This is a genomic window from Sulfitobacter noctilucae (assembly GCF_000622365.1).
Lineage (GTDB): Bacteria > Pseudomonadota > Alphaproteobacteria > Rhodobacterales > Rhodobacteraceae > Sulfitobacter > Sulfitobacter noctilucae.
This window is the reverse complement of sequence record NZ_JASC01000014.1, coordinates 946,896-966,927: the sequence shown is the minus strand read 5'-3', so window position 1 is coordinate 966,927 and position 20,032 is coordinate 946,896. Positions and strand designations below refer to the sequence as shown.

Below are 20,032 nucleotides of genomic sequence, written 5' to 3'. Positions count from 1 at the left end.
TGCTCAGGGTAGCCCTGTGTCACCGATAAGCTTCGCAAATTCAAGGGCTAAGGCATGACAGATCGTCGCTATGTCATAGATGAAATGATCTCGGCCAAGTCGATTGCGGCGCGGATCGAAGCGCTGTGTCGCGAGATACAGGAAGAATTCGAAGGCACCGACAAAGTGGTGGTCGTCGGGCTGCTGCGCGGAAGCTTTGTCTTCATCGCCGATCTTGTGCGCGAATTGGACCTGCCGATCGAGGTCGATTTCCTTGAGGCCTCAAGCTATGGCGACGGGATGGAGAGCAGTCGGGAGGTGCGTATTCTCAAGGACTTGCGTGGCGCGATTGAAGGACGCGATGTGCTGGTGGTCGAGGATATCGTGGACACCGGCCATACGCTTCACCATGTCACGAACCTGCTGAAATCCCGCGAACCCGCGCGGCTCAAGACCATCGCCTTGCTGGATAAACCCACGCGACGCGAAGTCGATATGCGGGCCGACTGGACGGGGTTCGAGATACCCGACGAGTTCGTGGTGGGCTACGGCATCGATTATGCGCAGCGTGACCGCAATCTGCCCTTCATCGGCAAGGTCCGCTTCCTATGAATCCGACCTGGTTGTTGCGTATGTCGAAGTGGGCACGCAACCCGCCGTCAGCCACACGGGTAAAGCTTGTCTTTGGCATCATCGCGATTGCTGCCGTGATCTGGGGCATCGAATGGCTGGGGTGGTGGCCGGAATGGGCCAAAACCGAGCGGGTCCCGCGCCGTTTCTAACGCGGAACCGCTGTTCACAGCCTTGTGATCGACATCCGCGCGCCGCTGCGCGTAGGCTGTGGATCAAGAGAAACTGTAATTTATCTTACCAAAGGGGAAAGCTCATGCGCAGCTCGACACTCAAACCGATCCTCACAGGCATCCTCGCAGCAACTATCGGCACCGCCCTATTTGCTGAAAGCCATGCCAAACTCGATCCTGCCGTAGCCGCACGTCACCACCAGATGCAAATGATCGGCTATCACACAGGGATTCTGGGGGCCATTGCCAAGGGCGAGATGGACTATGACGCGGCTATGGTCTCGGCTGCAGCGCAAAATCTCGCATCGCTCGCGACGATGGAACGCGCCACTCTGTGGATCGAAGGTACCGAGCAGGGAACCACGGCAGGCTCGCGTGCTAAAGCCGAAATCTGGAGCGATCCGAACGGGTTTGCGCAAAGCTTCCAAGCGCTTGCGGATGCTGCGACAGCATTGACAGACGCCTCGGACGCGGCAGCCGTAGGGGCCGGCATGGGCGATCTGGGCGGGGCCTGCAAAGCCTGCCACGAGAAATACCGCGGCCCCAAGAATTAAGCCTTGCGCGGTTTGCTTAAAATCCTGATCGCCTGCGCCTTCTTCGGCGCGGCGGTCTTTTGGTTTCTGACACGGCCACCTCCGCTGGCCGAGGATTTCGCCGCAGGGCACACGGCTGATCCTGACAATGGAGCGCAGGTATTCATCGCCTCCGGCTGTGCCTCCTGCCATGCGGCACCCGATGCTGAAGGAGCGGACAAGTTGGTGTTGGCTGGGGGGCATGCCCTCGCCAGCGATTTCGGTACCTTTTACGCGCCCAACATATCACCCGGTCCCAAAGGAACCGGTGACTGGAGCCTGCCGGAATTTGCCCGCGCCGTGACCAAGGGCGTTTCGCCTCAAGGTGAGCATCTCTATCCAGCGTTCCCCTACGCCGCCTATGCCCATATGACAGATGCGGATGTCGCCGATCTTTATGCCTACATGCAGACGCTGCCCGTTTCAGACAGCGACAGCCGAATACATGATTTGGGCTTTCCGTTTAACATACGGCGCGGTCTCGGTCTGTGGAAAGCTCTGTTCCTGGAGCCTGACTTCGTCGTCACCGATGCCCCCACGCCAGAACTTGAACGTGGCCGCTATCTGGTCGAAGCACTGGCCCATTGCGGCGAATGTCATACGCCGCGCAATGCGTTGGGTGGGCTGGAGCGTACCGCATGGTTAACGGGCGCGCCGAACCCGTCGGGCAAGGGTCGCATTCCCGACATCACACCCGCCGCGCTTGAATGGTCTGAGGCAGATTTGGTCTATTATTTTGAAAGCGGCCTGACACCTGACTACGACAGCGTCGGTGGGTCGATGGCGGCTGTGATCGACAACCTGGCGCAATTGCCCGAAAGCGACCGCACCGCAATTGCCGCCTATCTCAAAGCACTACCCTAGCCCCAGCTTCTTGTTCCGCGCTGCCCGCAACCGCGCAAAATCGTCGCCTGCGTGATAGGACGAGCGCGTCAGCGGCTTGGCCGAGACCATGTGGAACCCCTTGCCATAAGCGGCTTTCTCATAGGCGGCAAATTCATCGGGATGCACAAAGCGGTCTACACGGTGATGCTTTGGCGTCGGCTGCAAATATTGGCCGATCGTCAGAAAGTCGATGTCGGCCGCGCGCATGTCTTCCATGACCTGAATGACCGCTTGGCGGTCCTCGCCCAGACCTACCATGATGCCCGATTTGGTGAACATCGACGGGTCCAGTTCCTTGACCCGCTGCAACAGGCGCAGTGAATGGAAATAGCGCGCGCCGGGGCGCACTTCGGGGTACAATCCCGGCACGGTTTCGAGGTTGTGGTTGAACACATCGGGCCGCGCTTCGACGACCTTTTCCAGCGCTTCGGGCCCGCAGCGGATGAAGTCTGGCGTGAGAATTTCAATCGTCGTGTCAGGGCTGCGGTGACGAATGGCGCGGATCGTCTGGGAAAAATGCTCCGCCCCGCCATCTTCGACGTCGTCGCGGTCCACAGACGTGATAACCACATGGTTCAACCCAAGCTTTTGCACCGCGTCGGCCACACGGCCCGGCTCGAAGGCATCGAGGGCTTCGGGCGGCTTGCCTGTCGCGATGTTGCAGAAGGTACAGGCGCGGGTACAGACCTCGCCCATAATCATCATTGTGGCATGACCCTGCGACCAACATTCGCCCACGTTCGGACAACCCGCTTCCTCGCAGACCGTCACCAGCTTGTTCTCGCGCATGATCTTGGCGGTTTCGGCATAGCCCTGACCGCCCGGGGCCTTGACCCGGATCCAGCTTGGTTTTTTCGGCTGTGCCTGATCGGGTTTGCGCGCCTTTTCAGGGTGACGTTGTTCGGGGATTTTCAGATCACGCATGGGAAGTCTCCGCTTGGCTCAACCTTATGTAACACATTGTAGCGCGGGCAAAAGCCCGCAGCGGCGCATTGCGGCCATGTGTCTATTGCCACCACCGCGGACCGATGCGGCGGCGCAGGGCACCGCCAAGACTGTAGTGATCGCGTGCGACCAGCAGCAAAAGCGCTACAAAGGCACCAAAGACTGCCAAATCAATCACCTGATTGCGGTGGATCGGAAAGCCGCTGTCGTTCAGTGCGAATGGGTCAAAGAACCCCTCCCACCGGCGGGTCAGCGTATAGAAGTGCATGCCCGCTAATGCGCCGTAGCTGGCAAATCTGAGAATACCAACAGCGGCAAGCGCACAAATGGCAATCTGCACGCCTGCAACCAGATAGATTTGTGTGAACGACAGATCTACGCTGTCAAAATTGCGCGCCAGAGCACGGTATTGCCCCGGTGTAATCACCTTGTGGACCGCCCAAAGAAACATGAACCACGTCAGACCCAGCCGCAAAATCAGCACGGCAAGGGCATCGCGGTGGTCTTGGCTGGTCATGGCACGCTCCCTTCACAGCCTATTGGCTCGCAAAGCCCGCCCGCCGGGACAAGGGCTACCGCGCTCTTACACGCGGTTGTGACCTTTTCAGCCGATCAGCGGCCCGCCCGGCCCCACGGTTTCATCATAGTGCCGTTTCAGCCGGATCAGCGCGATGCGCAGAACGATCTTGCCCGATCGTGCCGACCACCCCAGCCGCTTTTCCGTGATTTCCAGCCCTTCCAGGAAGCAGCAGCAGCGCAAAACCACATCGGCTAGCCCTACCCCAAGATGGTCCAGCGCCGACCTGACCCGCGCCCGTGCCTGCGCCGGCGCGCCGCCCTCGCCGCCTCCTGTGGCATGGGTCTTCTGGGTGCCTGCGGTCAGGAAGTGATCCCAGTTTTGAGCGACCGAAGCATCCATTTGTGCCAGTTCAAAATCTTCGCGCAGGCGCTCTCCGGCGTGTACCAATGTATCGGCCAGAAACGGTTTGCCGTCCTTGTCGCGGCGCCGGGCCAAAGCGGCCAGCGGGCTTTCACCGGCGCAATATCGGCTTCTGTTTGCTCCACCGTCTTCTTCAGTGTCACCCAACGTCTCGGCGTGATGAACGAAGTCGGCCTGCGCCTCTTCCACGCCTGCAATTGGATAGGCCGGGCCGCCAAATCGGTCAATAAAGCCCGCAAGCGCCGTGCGCCCGGTGCCCGTGATGTGGTAGCGCAGGATCCGACCCGCGTTTGACGGGGTGATCCAATCCTTAAGCGCCATCGCCTGAGCAATTGGCGTGTCTACCACGGCGGTCCGCGTCGGAATGCCCGAAGGGCCATCGCGCACCACCACGGCCTTGTCGAGTTCAGCCGCCACCGCGAGCACCGCGCCGTTTTCACATAAACGGCGCAGCACGCGCATGGCTTCTCGTGTCAAAGTTGCGTCGTCCGGAATGGAGGGTACCTTCTGATCCTTAACGCGCGCTGATTGCACATGTCCGACGTTGTTCTGGGCCTGCGCCCCAAGACGGCGCAAAGCACCATCGACCAATGGATCGTCCCGCCTCATTTCGATCTTGCGAATCTGGCGCAGGATTGTCGACGCGTGGCAGCCCGCCGCACGCGCCAAGCCTCTGATCGGTGTGCCTTTTTCGGTATGCGCAAGATAATGCAACGCACCTGCCGGCACCCATTCCGGAAGTGCCTTCGTGTTACCTGCGGTGCAGATTTCAACTTGTTCAAACATACGCGTTCCTTCGAGTGATCTAGCCTTGTGGATTTTATCCACAGATATATCCACACAACCTATGGCTGCATTTCTTACCTGTTCGTTAAAATCTCGCCGTTTAGGCAGCATTGTTTCGAAACGGTAAACAGTTGTGAAACCCCCGCACGGACCCTCACCAAGGCACGCAACACCCTCTTAGGTTGTGTCATCCTGTGAGCAGTTCGGCCAATTCGGTCTGATCAATCACAAATCGAGGAAGAGAAAATGCAAGATTTGTTAACTATGCTGAACGCGCTGCACCGTCCACGGTTGATGATGCGGGCCGCAAGGATTGGTGCACAGGACTACCGCCGCGCAATGCATCTGCCGCGTCTGCTGGGCTATGGCGTGCTGCCGCGGCACGGGGCCGCCCTGATGAAGCTGATCGAGATCGAGGCTGAACTGGAAGATCAACGCACCCTTGGGGACGCCAACTACAGTCTGGTCCGCCATGTTGATGTACTCATCGCGATGGTCGGCGAGGCCCGCGAATTTAAAGCCGCGCAGCCCGTTGCATCTTGAGGCGCGCCTCGGCTCTGAACCGCGACTCTCGGTTGCTTTCACATAAAGCTGTCAGGCTCGGCCGCTTTCTTCTGCGCTACAAAGGCGTCGAGCGCTTCGCGGATGGCCGGATCAAGCGCCGGTTGCTGATAGTCGCCCAGCATCTTTTCCACGCGCAAGCTGGCCAAGGCCTGCGTATCGCGGGCGCCGTCATCTTCCCAGGTCTCGAACGGTTTGTAATCCAGCAGGTCAGATTTCCAGAAAGCGTTCTTGAAATTGCCCTGGGTGTGTGCGCACCCCAGATAATGGCCACCTGGTCCCACCTCGCGGATCGCATCCATCGCCTGCGCGTTCTCGTCAATCTCGACCCCACGGGCGAAATGGTGCAGCGCGCCCAACTGATCGGCATCCATCACGAATTTCTCGAACGAGCTGACCAGCCCGCCTTCCAGCCAACCGCAGGCATGCAGCATGAAATTCACCCCTGAGAGAAGCCCCATATTCAGGCTGTTCGCACTTTCGTAAGCGGCCTGTGCATCGGGCAGTTTCGAGCCACAGAAGCCCCCCGCAGACCGGTAAGGCAGGTTCATCCGTCGTGCCAGTTGTCCCACGCCATAGGTGACATGCGACGCCTCTGGCGTGCCAAAGGTCGGCGCGCCCGAATTCATATCGATCGATGTGACGAATGCCCCCATGATGACCGGGGCCCCCGCGCAGCACAATTGGGAATAGGCAATACCCGCCAGCGCTTCGGCCATGACCTGCGTCAGTGTGCCAGCGACCGAAACCGGTGCCATCGCGCCACCCACGATAAAGGGCGAGATGATGCAGGCCTGATTATTCTGCGCATAAACCTCCAGCGCACCCATCATCACATCATCGAACGTCATCGGCGAGTTGATGTTGATCAGCGACGTCATCACAGTGTTTTGCTGCACAAATTCCTCACCGAAGAGGATTTTGCACATATCTACCGAATCCTGTGCGCGGCTCGGCTCGGTCACTGATCCCATGAACGGTTTATCGCTCAGGGTCATATGGGCATGCAGCATATCCAGATGGCGCTTGTTCACGGGCAGGTCTGTGGGTTCGCAGACGGTGCCGCCTGAATGGTGCAGCCACTTCGACATATACCCCAGCTTCACGAATTTGTTGAAATCCGCCATTGTGGCATAGCGCCGCCCGCCTGCGGCATCGCGTACGAAGGGCGGGCCATAGACCGGGGCAAGCACGAGGTTCTTGCCGCCGACCACGACGTTGCGGGCCGGGTTACGGGCGTGCTGGGTATATTCAGAGGGTGCGGTTGCGCAAAGCTGGCGTGCCAGACCACGCGGAATGCGCACGCGTTCGCCCTGCACATCTGCACCTGCGTCGCGCCAGCGGGCCAAAGCGGCGGGGTTTTCAGGGAAGTTCACGCCGACCTCTTCGAGAATCGTCTCTGCGTTGGTCTCGATGAGCTCGAGTGCTTCTTCGGTCAGCACCTCGAAATTGGGAATATTGCGCTCGATATAGCGTGCGGTCTCGAAGGACACCGTGTTGCGTTCTGCCCGCCGGGCCGCGCCACCGCCGCCCCGTCCGCGCCGTGCTGATTCCGCCATTCTCTGTCCCTCACACAAATTTTCTCCTCTGCTACTCTATTCCCTGCACCCCCTTCGCGCAGATACCGTCTTTGTGGGTCAAAAACCGACATCCATCCTCTGTCGCCTGTTTTTGCCTGCAATCAGATGGCGGGTTCGCAGGGCCTCAGGCAATCCGGCTCTTGCCAGCACCCCCGTCCCCCCATAATCAGACAGCATGACCCAGATCCATGCCCCCACCGACCACGACCGTTTGCTGATCATCGACTTCGGCAGCCAGGTCACTCAGTTGATTGCCCGCCGTTTGCGCGAACTGCATGTCTACTGCGAAATTCACCCCTTCAATGCAGTCACCCCCGAATTTTTGGCAGAGTTCGCGCCCAAGGCCGTGATTCTGTCGGGCGGGCCCGCGTCGGTCTTTGCCGAAGGGGCACCGCGCCCGCCGGAGCAGGTGTTCGAGCTGAACGTTCCGATCCTTGGGATCTGTTATGGTCAGCAAGTGATGATGGAAATGCTGGGTGGTAAAGTCGAGCGCGGCCATAACACCGCCGAGTTTGGCCGTGCCTATGTCACGCCAGAAACCGAACAACTTGACCTCTTAGAAGGATGGTTCCTGACCGAACGGGAACAGGTTTGGATGAGCCACGGCGACCACGTCAGCAGGATCGCACCCGGTTTCCGCGTCTTCGGCACTTCGCCCAACGCGCCATTTGCCGTTACCGCCGACCCCGATCGCCATTTTTATGCCGTGCAATTCCATCCGGAAGTGCACCACACACCCAATGGCGCAAAGCTCTACGAGAACTTTGTCCGGCTGGCAGGTTTCAAGGGCGACTGGACGATGAGCGCCTACCGCGAAGAAGCGATTGCCAAAATCCGCGAGACCGTTGGCGATGATAAGGTGATCTGTGGCCTCTCGGGCGGTGTTGATTCCTCGGTTGCGGCGGTCCTTATCCATGAAGCGATCGGCGATCAGTTGACCTGCGTCTTTGTTGATCACGGATTGCTGCGCAAGGGCGAGGCCGAAGAGGTCGTCACCATGTTCCGCGACCACTACAACATGCCGCTTATTCACGCGGACGAGCAGGACCTGTTTCTTGGTGAACTTGACGGTCAGGATGACCCCGAAGCGAAGCGCAAGATCATCGGCAAGCTCTTCATCGACGTCTTTCAGAAACACGCAACCGAGGTGGGCGACGCCAAATTTCTCGCCCAAGGCACGCTTTACCCGGACGTTATCGAATCAGTCAGCTTCTCTGGCGGGCCCTCTGTGACCATCAAGAGCCATCACAACGTTGGTGGATTGCCCGAAAAGATGGGTTTAAAATTGGTCGAACCGTTGCGCGAACTTTTCAAAGACGAGGTTCGCGCCCTTGGCGTCGAACTCGGATTGCCAAAATCTTTCATCGGGCGGCATCCTTTCCCCGGCCCCGGCCTTGCGATTCGCTGCCCTGGAGAGATCACGCGGGCGAAACTCGACATTCTGCGCGAGGCCGATGCGGTCTATATCGACCAGATCCGCAAGCACGGGCTTTATGATGATATCTGGCAAGCATTTGTCGCGATCCTGCCGGTGCGTACCGTGGGTGTCATGGGCGACGGGCGGACGTACGATTTCGCCTGTGCGCTGCGGGCTGTGACCTCCGTCGATGGCATGACGGCGGACTATTATCCTTTTACCCATGAATTTCTGGGCGAAACCGCCACGCGCATTATTAACGAGGTCCCCGGCATCAACCGCGTGACCTATGACATCACGTCCAAACCTCCCGGCACAATCGAATGGGAGTGATCTTGAACGGCACGTTGCGCTGCGAAACGCCGGCGCAAGCGGATAAGGTGCGTGCGGCTTTGTACACCCATATCCAACTGACCCGCGCCGAACCGGGCTGTGTGTCGTTCGAAGTCTCCGCTACCGAAGACCCATTGGTCTGGACCGTAGCCGAGGAATTTACCGACACGGAAGCTTTTGAAGCGCATCAGGAGCGCACCAAGGCCTCTGACTGGGCGCTAAAAACCGCTGGCATCCCGCGCGACTATACGATCACAGGCCTAGAATGACCCCATCGATACAGGCCGCGATCTGGATGCTGGGTGCGATTTTCAGCTTTACCACCATGGCGATCGCCGGGCGCGAGCTGTCTGCGCAGTTCGATACCTTCGAAATAATGATGTACCGCTCCGCCATCGGGCTGCTAATTGTTCTGGTACTTGCCGCCGCCACCAGCAGCTATCGCCAGATCGGGACAGGCGCGGTCAAAGTCCATTTGATCCGGAATATCTTTCATTTTACGGGTCAGAACATGTGGTTCTATGCCGTGACAGTGCTGCCCCTGGCTCAAGTCTTTGCTTTCGAGTTCACTGCGCCGCTGTGGGTGATTATCCTATCTGCGTTGTTTCTGGGCGAAAGGCTCACACAGATACGGGCGATCTCGGCTCTGATGGGGTTTGTCGGCATTCTAATCGTTGCCCGTCCCGATATGGCAGGGCTTGATCCGAACCTCGCCGCCGCCGCAGGCTGCGCGGTTTTCTTTGCGCTGACCTATGTCTTCACAAAGCGTTTGACCGAAACCGAAACGATCACCGCGATCATGTTCTATCTGACCTTCTTCCAGTTGATCTTTGGCCTTTTGACGGCAGGCTATGATGGCGACATCGCCCTGCCCCGCCCGTCCGATCTGCCGCTTCTGGTCGCCGTTGGGCTCTGCGGCTTGCTGGCGCACTTTTGTATCACAAAGGCGCTCACGCTGGCGCCGGCCTCGGTCGTGGCACCTATTGATTTTGCGCGCCTGCCGATCATCGCACTGGTGGCGATGCTGCTCTATAACGAAGCTTTGGATATCTGGGTGATCGTCGGCGCGGTGGTAATTTTCGCGGGCAATTATCTGAACATCTGGTTTGAGACACGCAAAGCCGCATGAATCGGGTCGCCGCTGCTTGCGCAGTCTGGTTCACCTTTGTCCATGACTGAACAGAAATCAATATCGCTTCATGCATGGGCCGAACTGCTGCTCCTGGCGGCGATCTGGGGCGCGTCTTTTGTGTCGGTCCGGGTGGCACTGGACGAGATTGGCCCGCTGACTGCAGTGGCACACCGTGTCGGTTGGGCAGCGCTTGTGCTTTGGGTGGTGGTCATCGCCATGCGGTTGCCCGTGCCGCGTGCGCCGAAAGTCTGGGGCGCGTTTTTGGGCATGGGGCTTTTGAACAATGTCATCCCCTTCGGTCTCATGGCATGGGGTCAGCTCTATATCGAAAGCGGGCTGACCTCGATCCTCAACGGTGCCACTGCGATTTTCGGCGTGATCGCCGCGTCGATCTTCTTTGCCGATGAACGCATTACCCCGCGCAAAGCGGTGGGCGTTTGTCTTGGCTTTGTCGGGTTGGCCGTGGCCATCGGAGTTGAGAACCTCAGCCATTTCGATCTTCGCTCGCTTGCGCAACTTGCTGTGATCACCGGCACCGTGTCCTATGCCCTGGCCAGCGTGTGGGCGCGCAAGACTTTGTCCGGTCAGCCGCCGCAGGTCGCGGCCGCCGGGATGGTCACCGGGGCCACGCTTATCATGTTGCCTCTGGCGTGGTGGGTTGAAGGTCCGCTCACGCTGAATCTGCAAACGCGCACAATTAGCGCAATCGGTTACTACGCCTTGCTGGGCACCGCGGTTGCCTACCTGCTATATTACCGTGTGCTGGCTATGGCGGGCAGCGGCAATCTGATGGTGGTGACCTTGCTGATTCCGCCGTTCGGCATCGTCCTGGGGGCAGTCTTGCTGACCGAGACCCTGCATCCCTCGGCCTACGCCGGATTTGCCTTGCTGGCGCTTGGATTGATGCTGCTCGACGGGCGCATCTGGCGCCTTGGGCGGGTTCGCGCTAGGTAAGACAAAACAGACAGCGCCGGACCCTGCCCCATGCTTTATTCTTCCGCTTCCGACTGGCGTGCCGCGCCGCACCGCAAGGTTCTGGTCTTCGGGATGTCAGGCCTTGGCAAGACCCATCTGTCCGGTCTCCTGCGCGGCTCCGGCGATTGGTTTCACTACTCCATCGATTACCGCATCGGCACCCGCTATCTGGGCGAAGCCATTGTGGACAATGCCAAATCCGAAGCGATGAAGGTGCCCTTCCTGCGCGATCTTCTGATGAGCGACAGCATCTATATTGCGTCGAACATCACCTTTGAGAACCTTTCGCCGGTTGCCACATGGCTGGGCAAGCCGGGTGATCCCGCAAAAGGTGGTCTGCCCATGGCCGAATATGCCACCCGTCAGGAAGCTTTTCGCCAAGGCGAGATTGCCGCTCTTTACGACACACCTCACTTCGCGGACCGCGCACAGGCGCTTTATGGCTATGACCACTTCATCTGCGACACGGGTGGGTCGATCTGTGAATGGGTCGACGCCGCTAACCCCGAAGACCCCTTGCTGCGCGCGCTCTCTGATGAATGCCTGATGGTATGGATCGAAGGGGATGAGGCGCATACCCAGGAATTGATCCGCCGCTTTGACCGTGCGCCCAAGCCGATGGCCTATCAGCCCGAGTTCCTGGCGCGTGTCTGGCAGGAGTATCTGACGCAGCACGATTGCACCGAAGCAGAGGTTGATCCCGATGCCTTTGTGCGCTGGACCTACGCACAGGCGCTGTCGCATCGACAACCGCGGTATGAGGCTATGGCAAAATGGGGCGTGACGATAACCCCCGACCAGATCAGCGCCTTGGAAACCCAAGACGATTTTGTGGACCTGATTGCAAACACTCTTCCCGCATAACGCAGCGCACTCCGCGCCCTACCCTTGGCAGAGGTGCTTTCGCGCCCTATCTAACCGCTTCACCAAAACGGACCTGACCCATGCCTATTAAACTGCCTTCCGACCTGCCTGCCTTTGACGTGCTGACGCGCGAAGGGGTGATGGTGCTGGACGAGGATCAGGCGGCGACGCAGGATATCCGGCCCTTGCGCATCGCTCTCCTCAACCTGATGCCCAAGAAAATCCAGACAGAGAACCAGTTTGCCCGCCTGATCGGCGCCACGCCCTTACAGATCGAGCTGAGCCTCTTGCGGATGTCCGACCACCAGACCCGCAACACCGCCGCAGAGCATATGGAAAGCTTCTACCGCCCCGTCAGCGACGCTTGGGACGAGAAATTCGATGGTCTGATCATCACCGGCGCACCCATAGAACATCTGCCGTTTACCGAGGTGTCGTACTGGGACGAACTGCGCCGTGTAATGGATTGGACACAGACCAATGTGCACTCGACCTTTGGCGTGTGCTGGGGCGGCATGGCGATGATCAACCATTTTCATGGCGTGCAGAAACATATTCTGGACCACAAAGCCTTCGGCTGTTTCCGCCACCGTAATCTTGATCCCTCCTCGCCCTATCTGCGCGGGTTTTCAGACGATTGCGTGATGCCCGTGTCGCGCTGGACTGAAATGCGTCAGGCAGAGGTCGATGCCAAGCCCGCGCTCAAAACCCTGCTGGGCAGTGACGAAGTCGGCCCCTGTCTGATCGAAGATCCCGATCACCGGGCGCTTTATGTATTCAACCATTTTGAGTACGACAGCGACACGCTGAAACAGGAATATGACCGCGACGTGGCCTCGAACACACCGATCAACGTGCCGGGCAACTACTACCCCGACGACGACCCAAGCCGCACGCCGCTCAATCGCTGGCGCAGCCATGCGCATTTGCTTTATGGCAATTGGATCAACGAGATATACCAATCTACCCCCTTTGATATCACGCGCATCGGACAAGCGTAGCATGGGCCGTCTCCTGATCTTTCTGGCGCTCTTCGTCGTGGGTGTTGTCTTGCTGGTTCAGTGGCAGGCCCGCGCGCGTGAACAACAGGCTAAAGAAACCAATCCGCCCACGGGTACGATCATCACGGTCGATGGCACGCCGGTGCACTACAGGATCATGGGCAGCGGTCCTGATCTGGTGCTCCTTCACGGGGCCAGCGGCAATATCAAAGACCTGACGATGAATCTGACCGCGCAGCTGACCGATCGCTATCGCGTGATCCTCTTTGACCGCCCCGGTTTAGGCTGGACGGGGCGCCTGCCGGGCAAATCGGGGCCATGGAACACCGCATCCGAAAGCCCGCTGGAACAGGCCGCCCTTTTGCAAAAGGTCGCTGACCAGATCGGCGTCAGCAGCCCTATAGTCATGGGCCATTCCTTTGGCGGCATCGTCGCCATCGCATGGGCACTCAACCGTCCGGATGAAACCGCAGCCCTCGTGTTGGCCTCTGCCGTGGCAGAGCCTTGGCCGGGTGAGCTGGGCTGGATCTATACGGTTAATGGCTCACCTTTGGGGGGTGCGCTTTTTGTGCCGATGGTGTCGGCCTTTGTGCCGAAAAGCTATATAAAGCAAAGCATTGATGCGACCTTTGCACCTCAGCATGCGCCGGCCGGATACGGTGAGCATATCGGTGTCGGGATGACCCTGCGCCGAGAGAGCTTGCGGGCCAATGCCCAGCAGGTCGATCAATTGCGCCCCCATGTGGTCGACATGCGCCAGCGCTATGACGCCCTCACCATGCCCATCGAAGCGGTGCATGGCGATGCGGATACGACGGTGCCGCTGTCGGTTCACGCAGAGGTGCTGATGGGCGATGTGCCGAATGGCAATCTGACCGTTTTGCCGGGTCAGGGGCACATGCTGCAACACACGGCCCCGGCCGAGGTCGCCGCCGCCATCGACCGCGCCGCCGCACGCGCGGGTTTGCGTTAAGCGCCTTAACATCCCATATAGAGGGCAGAGTGACAGCATTCGGAGCCCGCATGGACCTGCCTTTTGACGGCGCAATCAGCGCATACTTCAACAACGACGCCCCCGATGAAATCCGCGCCGCGCTAAAGCGCGCCGACAAAGACGATGTCATAACTGCCAGCTACCCCCATTCCGAACGCATGGGGCGCAAGCAATACGACAAGGAAATGGACCGGCTTCAGATCGAACTGGTGAAGTTGCAGGCCTGGGCGCGTGAGACCGGTGCGCGTATCGCGTGTGTCTTTGAGGGGCGCGATGCGGCTGGCAAGGGTGGCACCATCAGCCGTTTTCGCGCCAACCTGAATCCCCGTGCCGCACGCGTTGTGGCGTTGCCGAAACCCACCGAAACTGAACAGACGCAATGGTATTTCCAGCGCTATATCAGCCACTTGCCCGCTGCAGGTGATGTGGTTCTGTTTGATCGTTCGTGGTACAATCGCGGCGTGGTAGAGCATGTGTTCGGCTTTTGCACACCAGAGCAGCGCGAGCATTTCTTTGCGCAAGTGACTCCATTCGAGACGATGCTGGTCGAAGACGGTGTGCATCTGTTCAAGTTCTGGCTGAACGTGGGCCGCGCCGAACAATTGCGCCGGATGCTTGCGCGCGAATCCGATCCGCTGAAGCAATGGAAACTCAGCGGGATCGACGTCAAAGGCCTCGCCAAATGGGACGCATATTCAGGTGCCATTCAGGAAACGCTGGCCCGCAGCCATGTGCCGCAAGCCCCCTGGACCGTTGTGCGCTCGGATGACAAGCGCCGTGCGCGGCTGAACGCTATTCGTACGGTGCTGCACGCGCTTGACTATGACCGCAAGGATGCAGCTGCCATCGGCAAGATCGATACAAGCATTTGCGGTGGGCCGGACATTTGGGATGCCTAAGAAGGGCTACCATCACGGCAATCTGCGTCAGGCATTAATCGACGCCGCTCTCGAGTTGATCGAGGTGCGTGGGCCAATGGGCTTCACCCTGTCCGAGGCCGCCAAACAGGCGGGTGTCACCCCGGCAGCGGTCTATCGGCATTTCGATGGCCGCGAGGCGCTGATCGCGGAAGCCGCCCAACAAGGGTATGAAATCTTTGCCGATCTGATGGACTACGCCTATCAGTCCGGCCAACCCTCCGCACTGAAAGCGTTCGAGGCCACGGGCCGTGCCTATCTTGCCTTTGCCCGCAAATATCCCGGTCACTACATCGCCATGTTCGAAAGCGGCATTTCGATCAACCGAACGACTGAACTGGCCTTGGTCGCAAACCGCGCGAACGGTGTGCTTGAAAAAGCGGCAACTGATCTCAGCCAGCACATCCCTGAAGACAAGCGCCCCCCTGCCTCGATGTTTTCCGCGCACATCTGGGCAATGAGCCACGGCGTGGTTGAGCTTTTCGCCCGCAACTCACCGGGGCGCGCCTCACCCTTCCCGCCGGAAGACCTGCTGGAGACCGGCATCGGGATATACCTGCGGGGACTGGGACTGGTGCAACCCGACGAATAGGCTGGCCTACCGGATCGCTCTTCTGCGCCGCCGCAGGCTTTTTACAGGCAGCAGCGCAGTGCCGGTCATTCAGCTGGCGGCACCCACCAAATGCTTCGATTGATCCGCGCCCAGCTCCTGCATCACCTCAGCCGCGATCGCAACTGAGTGTTTGCGCGCCACAGGATCGTGGATCTGGCAGGTGAGGATCACCTCATCCGGCTGATAGCGCTCGATCAAACCGGCCAGTTCCGTGCGCACTTTCTCGCGCCCCCCGGTCGCAGAGACCTGCATCATCTGGTCCACCGCCCGGCGCACACCTGCGCCGATCACCGCATCAATATCCTCGACCGGACGCGGCAGCTTGCCCCGCGTCCCCGTCCGCATCCGCGCGAAAGCCTGCTGCATCGAGGTCCGCAAATAGGCGCCCTCCGCATCCGTATCCGCCGCAAAGACATTGGCCGCCAACATGAAAAGCGGCTTCTCGGAATAGACCGATGGCTTGAAGGTACGGCGGTAAATCTCTGCTGCCTGTTCCAATGCATCAGGCGCGAAATGCGAGGCAAAAGCATAAGGCAATCCGAAATGCGCAGCCAGTTGCGCCCCATAAAGCGAAGATCCCAGAATCCATAGCGGCACATGGCTTCCTTCCCCCGGTAAGGCCCGTACTGCGGCCCCGTCCCGCGGATCGCCCAGATAGCCGAGCAGTTCGGCTACATCGCCCGGGAAATCATCGCTCCCCGCCCGCCGCAACGCGTGATAGACGGCCTGATCGCCGCCCGGCGCACGGCCCAGCCCCAGATCAATCCGATCACCATAAAGCCCGGCCAAAGTGCCGAATTGCTCCGCAATCGTCAAAGGCGCATGGTTCGGCAACATGATACCGCCCGCACCTACCCGCATTGTTTTGGTCAACCCCGCCACATGCCCGATCAGAACAGAGGTCGCTGCACTGGCGATGCCCGGCATATTATGGTGCTCCGCCAACCAATAGCGGTGATACCCGAGCCGTTCGGCATGCTGGGCCAGATCGCCTGTGTTTTTCAAAGCCTGCGGAATGTCGGTTCCCTCTGGAACCGGCGCAAGGTCGAGAAGAGAATACTGCATGGGTCACCTCATTGTTTGAATTGAACCTAAGCACTGTCGGTCCTGCGGAAAACCCTTCGCATCCATTCAATCAAGTTCGCCATTCAATTATTCTTGCCGCCGCCGCCGCTTTCTCTTTTTGGCCTTATATCCCGCGGGGGAGTCAGCTTTGCTGACGGGGGCATAGCCCCCCTCCCCGGTCGCGGCATTTTGTGCCGTGAAACGAAAAAGGGCCGCACCCCACGGTACGGCCCTTCCCCAAAATTTGCAGAAAAACTTAGCGCTTGGAGAACTGGAAGCTCTTACGCGCTTTTGCCTTACCGTATTTCTTACGCTCAACCACACGGCTGTCGCGTGTCAGGAAGCCTGCGGCTTTCAACGCGCCTCGCAAGGAGGGCTCATACAGCTGCAGTGCTTTGGAAATACCGTGCTTGACCGCACCGGCCTGACCGGACAGACCGCCACCTTTGACTGTCGCATAGACGTCAAACTGGCCTTCTGTGTTGGTAATGCCGAAAGGCTGCGCCAGGATCATCTGCAGCACGGGGCGTGCAAAATATTCGTTCTGCGGCTTGCCGTTCACAGACACTTTGCCGGAACCGGGCTTGATCCAGACACGGGCAACCGCGTCCTTCCGCTTGCCAGTCGCATAGGAGCGACCCAGGTCGTCGCGCACAGGCTCGTGAGAGACCATTTCAACCGCAGGCGTGCCTTGCACAGCACCGATATCCTCGGTCACAACCTCTGCAAGGTCTTCGAGTGTTTTGATTTCGTCAGCCATTGTCATGCGCTCCGGGTGTTTTTCTTGTTCATGACTTTAACGTCCAGAACTTCGGGGCTTTGCGCCTCATGTGGGTGATCCGCCCCTGCATACACGCGCAGGTTTGTCATGATCTGGCGGCTCAAACGGTTACCAGGCAGCATACGCTTGACCGCGAGGGTCACGACGCGCTCTGGGTGCGCACCCTCAAGGATCTGCGCTTTGGTCCGCTCTTTGATGCCACCGGGGTGTCCGGTATGCCAATAGAACTTCTCGTCACGCTTCTTACCGGTCATCTGGATTTTCTCGGCATTGATGATGATGACATTGTCACCACAATCCATATGAGGCGTGAAAGAAGGCTTGTGCTTGCCGCGCAAGCGTGTGGCGACGATCGATGCAAGACGGCCCAGCACGACGCCTTCGGCGTCAATGATGATCCATTTCTTGTCGATGTCTGCCGGTGTTGCAGAAAAGGTTTTCATTCGGGTTTCCTAAAGTGTTGTATGGCAAGGCCAAAGGCCAAGCCCGGTCCTGATGGCTGGGGTTATAAGCCCGCCTCCCGCACGGTCAAGCGCCATATTCCGCGAAAAACCAAGCAAATACAGCGGTTTAAAATTTAGGTATCATGTTACCCCACGCCTAAACGCTGATTTGCTCAGGCGGATGCTCTAGCAGATCGCGCAGCCGGCCCATCGCGGCCTCGAAGCTGCGCAGGGATATGCCTCCATTTATCGCAATCCGCACCGCATGGGGACTTGGCGCGTCGCGTCCCGCAAACTCTTCTGCTGCCCTGATTTGCACGCCCCGCTTTTCGGCAGCCTGGCAAAAAGCCGAGGCGCGCCAGCCCTGTGGCAGGTGCAGCCAGACAAAGGGCACGTCTGCCCGCCATGACAGATCAAAGCTGCCTAATGTGTTCACCGCGACCTCTACATAGCGCTGCACACCCTGTCGTGTCCGCTCCATGATTGCTGGCAGGTCTGGATGGCCCAGCAAACTTGCGGTCAGGTCGATCATGGGCGTTGAGAGCCCGAAAAACCCGTTCTCGGATGATCGTTGCAAAGCCCCAGACATGCCTCGAGGACCGATGGCGCAGCCAAGACGGAGGGCGGGTGTAATCGACTTTGAAATGGACGCTACATACCAGCCGCGTTCCGGCGCAAGCTGGCGATACCCCTCCCCTTCGGCCCGGCCCATCCGGTAGCAGTCATCCTCGAGAATCTGCAAATCGGCTTTACGCGCCACATCCACCAGCTCATGTCTTCGCGTCATTGGTGTGAAACCACAGGTCGGGCTGTGCACTTCGGGTGATGTGCAAAGCACCTGCGCCTCGGGATGTTTGGCCGCTGCCTCTGCCAACGCTTCGGGGATGATCCCGTCCTTATCACATTGTATCGCCACAATATCAGCACGCAGAAGATCTGCCGCCCGCCTGAAACCGGGATAGGCCAGATCCTCGACAAAGACGGTGGGCCGTCGCCCGCGCAGGACGGTCTGGAACACCAGGAGAATCGCGTTCTGCCCGCCCATCGACAGTACAATATCATCGGGATCGACCCGGCCAATCGGTGCCCCCTGCAGCCAATGGGCCATCGCTTGCCGTGCGGCCGTTGCGGTACGCCGCGACGGATAGTGCATGATGCCTGATGGCGGGTCGGCCGCAATTTCTCCAAGCAACTTACGGATCAGTTCCGCTTGTCCTCCATTCGGCAAATGAGGCGAGAAAAGGTTCGCATGATCAGTGTCGCCTCCCGTCATGTGCCGCACCGAGTCGATTTCAATCAGATTTATCAACGGTTCAGTCAGATCGGCACCAATGCTGTCACTGCTGTCAGCGACAAAGGTGCCGCGCCCGACTTCGGCGCGCAGCACGCCACTGTCCGTCAAAACGGTATAGGCCCTCGCAACAGTGCCCGGTGTAATCTTCAAATCCCAGGCCAGATCACGCACCGGCGGCAGCTTTGCCCCGACGGTCAACTCTCCCACCGCAATGCTCTCGCGTATCATAGCGACGACCGCTTTGTACTTGGGCTTGATCCCCTCAAGCGCCTCTGGCGTCCAAATTGTACCCACTACAATATATCCCTAGCCGCTTTGTATCATTTTTTGTACGGTCTGATTGTAGCAATTCGCTATATTGTGTCAATACATTTAGAGATAGGAGTTTCCCATGACACAGACCAGAGCCCTTGCGCCCAATGCCCTGAGCATTCTGAGCGACGCCCATATGCCGGTTGCGGCACATTGGGCGGTCAAATTCGCGGTTCTGGCTACGGCATGGGCCACACGCCGCCGCACCCGGCTTGCACTCGCGCAACTTGAGCCGTGGCAGTTGGCGGATGTGGGACTGACACCGTCGGAGGCCGATGCGGAATCCGGCCGTGTGTTCTGGCAACCGTAACTTCCCCGTGGCGGCCACCAGACCTCTCCATACTGGGCCGGGACATTCCCGGCCCTTTTTTCGTCAGTTCGCTAGGGTGACTTAGCGCACATGCGCAGGCGGTATCGCATAAGTCAGGCTCGCCCGGGCAACCGGCTGGTCCATGCCTTCAGAGAACAAAAGCACATCGGTTACGGAAAGCTGTTTACCCAGCTTCAGTAGCCGCGCCTTTGCCACCAAGGCGACACCGGCTTCGGGCTTGCGCATGAAATCAATGGAACAATTGGTGGTCACCGCCAGCGCTTTGGGTCCGATGTGGGCCAATGTCACCACATAGGCCGCGACATCCACCAAACCGAACATGGCAGGCCCTGAAATCGTGCCGCCAGGGCGCAGATGTTTGTCAGAGGTCAGCAAGCGCATGGTCACCGCCCCTGGTGCCACTTCGTCTACAGCAAAGTCGTCGGCGACCTGCTCAAAGACCTCTACCAGAAATGCGTTCAACTCTTCTGCGCTCATCACAGGCTCTAAGGTTGCCGTCATTGTTGCTC

General features: G+C 59.1%; 24 protein-coding genes. 15 read left to right on the top strand and 9 right to left on the bottom strand.

Features of this window, described 5'->3' with window-relative positions; genetic code table 11:
* Positions 1 to 54: 54 nt before the first annotated feature.
* The 4 genes from hpt to Z945_RS0114815 all read left to right on the top strand — a co-directional run bounded on the left by hpt (position 55) and on the right by Z945_RS0114815 (position 2,218).
* The gene (gene hpt, locus Z945_RS0114830) at positions 55 to 591 is read left to right on the top strand and encodes a hypoxanthine phosphoribosyltransferase (RefSeq protein ID WP_025052886.1); all 537 of its coding nucleotides are present in this window, start codon (positions 55 to 57) and stop codon (positions 589 to 591) included.
* Positions 588 to 761: a hypothetical protein gene (locus Z945_RS20710; protein ID WP_037971092.1), complete on the top strand. Its 174-nt coding sequence runs from the start codon at positions 588 to 590 to the stop codon at positions 759 to 761. Before hpt ends, Z945_RS20710 begins: the two co-directional genes overlap by 4 nt.
* Before the next feature lie 104 nt (positions 762 to 865).
* Positions 866 to 1,336, top strand: coding sequence for a c-type cytochrome (locus tag Z945_RS0114820; RefSeq protein ID WP_025052885.1), 471 nt, complete (start codon positions 866 to 868; stop codon positions 1,334 to 1,336).
* 3 nt (positions 1,337 to 1,339) lie between these two features.
* Positions 1,340 to 2,218, top strand: coding sequence for a c-type cytochrome (locus Z945_RS0114815; protein WP_025052884.1), 879 nt, complete (start codon positions 1,340 to 1,342; stop codon positions 2,216 to 2,218).
* Here Z945_RS0114815 and lipA read toward each other — a convergent pair.
* The 3 genes from lipA to Z945_RS0114800 all read right to left on the bottom strand — a co-directional run bounded on the left by lipA (position 2,210) and on the right by Z945_RS0114800 (position 4,910).
* Positions 2,210 to 3,163 (bottom strand): lipoyl synthase, encoded by a 954-nt coding sequence (gene lipA, locus Z945_RS0114810; RefSeq protein ID WP_025052883.1) that lies wholly within the window; start codon positions 3,161 to 3,163, stop codon positions 2,210 to 2,212. The two genes, Z945_RS0114815 and lipA, sit on opposite strands and share 9 nt — an antisense overlap.
* Before the next feature lie 82 nt (positions 3,164 to 3,245).
* Positions 3,246 to 3,701: a hypothetical protein gene (locus Z945_RS0114805; RefSeq protein ID WP_025052882.1), complete on the bottom strand. Its 456-nt coding sequence runs from the start codon at positions 3,699 to 3,701 to the stop codon at positions 3,246 to 3,248.
* A gap of 87 nt (positions 3,702 to 3,788) precedes the next feature.
* Positions 3,789 to 4,910 (bottom strand): DUF6456 domain-containing protein, encoded by a 1,122-nt coding sequence (locus Z945_RS0114800; RefSeq protein WP_025052881.1) that lies wholly within the window; start codon positions 4,908 to 4,910, stop codon positions 3,789 to 3,791.
* Positions 4,911 to 5,156: 246 nt separating this feature from the next.
* Between Z945_RS0114800 and Z945_RS0114795 the strand changes: the two genes are divergently transcribed.
* Positions 5,157 to 5,453, top strand: coding sequence for a DUF6477 family protein (locus Z945_RS0114795; RefSeq protein WP_025052880.1), 297 nt, complete (start codon positions 5,157 to 5,159; stop codon positions 5,451 to 5,453).
* 38 nt (positions 5,454 to 5,491) lie between these two features.
* Here Z945_RS0114795 and Z945_RS0114790 read toward each other — a convergent pair whose 3' ends face one another.
* Positions 5,492 to 7,030 carry a trimethylamine methyltransferase family protein gene (locus Z945_RS0114790; RefSeq protein ID WP_025052879.1) on the bottom strand — a complete coding sequence of 513 codons (1,539 nt, stop codon included), beginning with the start codon at positions 7,028 to 7,030 and terminating at the stop codon, positions 5,492 to 5,494.
* 196 nt (positions 7,031 to 7,226) lie between these two features.
* Here Z945_RS0114790 and guaA point away from each other — a divergent pair, with 196 nt between their 5' ends.
* From guaA to Z945_RS0114745, 9 genes are all read left to right on the top strand, one after another.
* Positions 7,227 to 8,801 carry a glutamine-hydrolyzing GMP synthase gene (gene guaA, locus Z945_RS0114785; protein ID WP_025052878.1) on the top strand — a complete coding sequence of 525 codons (1,575 nt, stop codon included), beginning with the start codon at positions 7,227 to 7,229 and terminating at the stop codon, positions 8,799 to 8,801.
* Positions 8,792 to 9,070 (top strand): putative quinol monooxygenase, encoded by a 279-nt coding sequence (locus Z945_RS0114780; protein WP_025052877.1) that lies wholly within the window; start codon positions 8,792 to 8,794, stop codon positions 9,068 to 9,070. The genes guaA and Z945_RS0114780 overlap by 10 nt, the downstream gene beginning before the upstream one ends.
* The gene (locus tag Z945_RS0114775; RefSeq protein ID WP_025052876.1) at positions 9,067 to 9,930 is read left to right on the top strand and encodes a DMT family transporter; all 864 of its coding nucleotides are present in this window, start codon (positions 9,067 to 9,069) and stop codon (positions 9,928 to 9,930) included. Before Z945_RS0114780 ends, Z945_RS0114775 begins: the two co-directional genes overlap by 4 nt.
* 42 nt (positions 9,931 to 9,972) lie before the next feature.
* A complete protein-coding gene (locus Z945_RS0114770; RefSeq protein WP_025052875.1) occupies positions 9,973 to 10,887 on the top strand; it encodes a DMT family transporter in 915 nt (304 codons plus the stop codon).
* A gap of 30 nt (positions 10,888 to 10,917) precedes the next feature.
* A complete protein-coding gene (locus Z945_RS0114765; protein WP_025052874.1) occupies positions 10,918 to 11,772 on the top strand; it encodes a hypothetical protein in 855 nt (284 codons plus the stop codon).
* A gap of 80 nt (positions 11,773 to 11,852) precedes the next feature.
* A complete protein-coding gene (gene metA / locus Z945_RS0114760; RefSeq protein ID WP_025052873.1) occupies positions 11,853 to 12,773 on the top strand; it encodes a homoserine O-acetyltransferase MetA in 921 nt (306 codons plus the stop codon).
* Between the two features lies 1 nt (position 12,774).
* Complete coding sequence (locus Z945_RS0114755) at positions 12,775 to 13,746, top strand: alpha/beta fold hydrolase (protein WP_025052872.1); 972 nt, start codon at positions 12,775 to 12,777, stop codon at positions 13,744 to 13,746.
* Positions 13,747 to 13,796: 50 nt separating this feature from the next.
* On the top strand, positions 13,797 to 14,666 hold the full coding sequence (gene ppk2 / locus Z945_RS0114750; protein ID WP_025052871.1) for a polyphosphate kinase 2: 870 nt from the start codon (positions 13,797 to 13,799) through the stop codon (positions 14,664 to 14,666).
* The gene (locus Z945_RS0114745) at positions 14,659 to 15,276 is read left to right on the top strand and encodes a TetR/AcrR family transcriptional regulator (RefSeq protein WP_025052870.1); all 618 of its coding nucleotides are present in this window, start codon (positions 14,659 to 14,661) and stop codon (positions 15,274 to 15,276) included. Before ppk2 ends, Z945_RS0114745 begins: the two co-directional genes overlap by 8 nt.
* A gap of 69 nt (positions 15,277 to 15,345) precedes the next feature.
* Here Z945_RS0114745 and Z945_RS0114740 read toward each other — a convergent pair whose 3' ends face one another.
* The 4 genes from Z945_RS0114740 to Z945_RS0114725 form a co-directional block, all read right to left on the bottom strand.
* Positions 15,346 to 16,362: an LLM class flavin-dependent oxidoreductase gene (locus Z945_RS0114740; RefSeq protein WP_025052869.1), complete on the bottom strand. Its 1,017-nt coding sequence runs from the start codon at positions 16,360 to 16,362 to the stop codon at positions 15,346 to 15,348.
* A gap of 256 nt (positions 16,363 to 16,618) precedes the next feature.
* Positions 16,619 to 17,122, bottom strand: coding sequence for a 30S ribosomal protein S9 (gene rpsI, locus Z945_RS19750; RefSeq protein WP_037971355.1), 504 nt, complete (start codon positions 17,120 to 17,122; stop codon positions 16,619 to 16,621).
* 2 nt (positions 17,123 to 17,124) lie between these two features.
* Positions 17,125 to 17,586, bottom strand: a complete 462-nt coding sequence (rplM, locus tag Z945_RS0114730) for a 50S ribosomal protein L13 (protein WP_025052867.1) — start codon at positions 17,584 to 17,586, stop codon at positions 17,125 to 17,127.
* A gap of 157 nt (positions 17,587 to 17,743) precedes the next feature.
* A complete protein-coding gene (locus tag Z945_RS0114725; protein ID WP_025052866.1) occupies positions 17,744 to 19,174 on the bottom strand; it encodes an aminotransferase-like domain-containing protein in 1,431 nt (476 codons plus the stop codon).
* A gap of 97 nt (positions 19,175 to 19,271) precedes the next feature.
* On the opposite strand from Z945_RS0114725, the gene Z945_RS0114720 reads away from it, so the two are divergent.
* A complete protein-coding gene (locus tag Z945_RS0114720) occupies positions 19,272 to 19,502 on the top strand; it encodes a DUF1127 domain-containing protein (protein ID WP_025052865.1) in 231 nt (76 codons plus the stop codon).
* Positions 19,503 to 19,583: 81 nt separating this feature from the next.
* Here the strand turns inward: Z945_RS0114720 and Z945_RS0114715 are convergent, their stop codons facing one another.
* Positions 19,584 to 20,024: a PaaI family thioesterase gene (locus Z945_RS0114715; protein ID WP_037971090.1), complete on the bottom strand. Its 441-nt coding sequence runs from the start codon at positions 20,022 to 20,024 to the stop codon at positions 19,584 to 19,586.
* Positions 20,025 to 20,032: the final 8 nt, after the last annotated feature.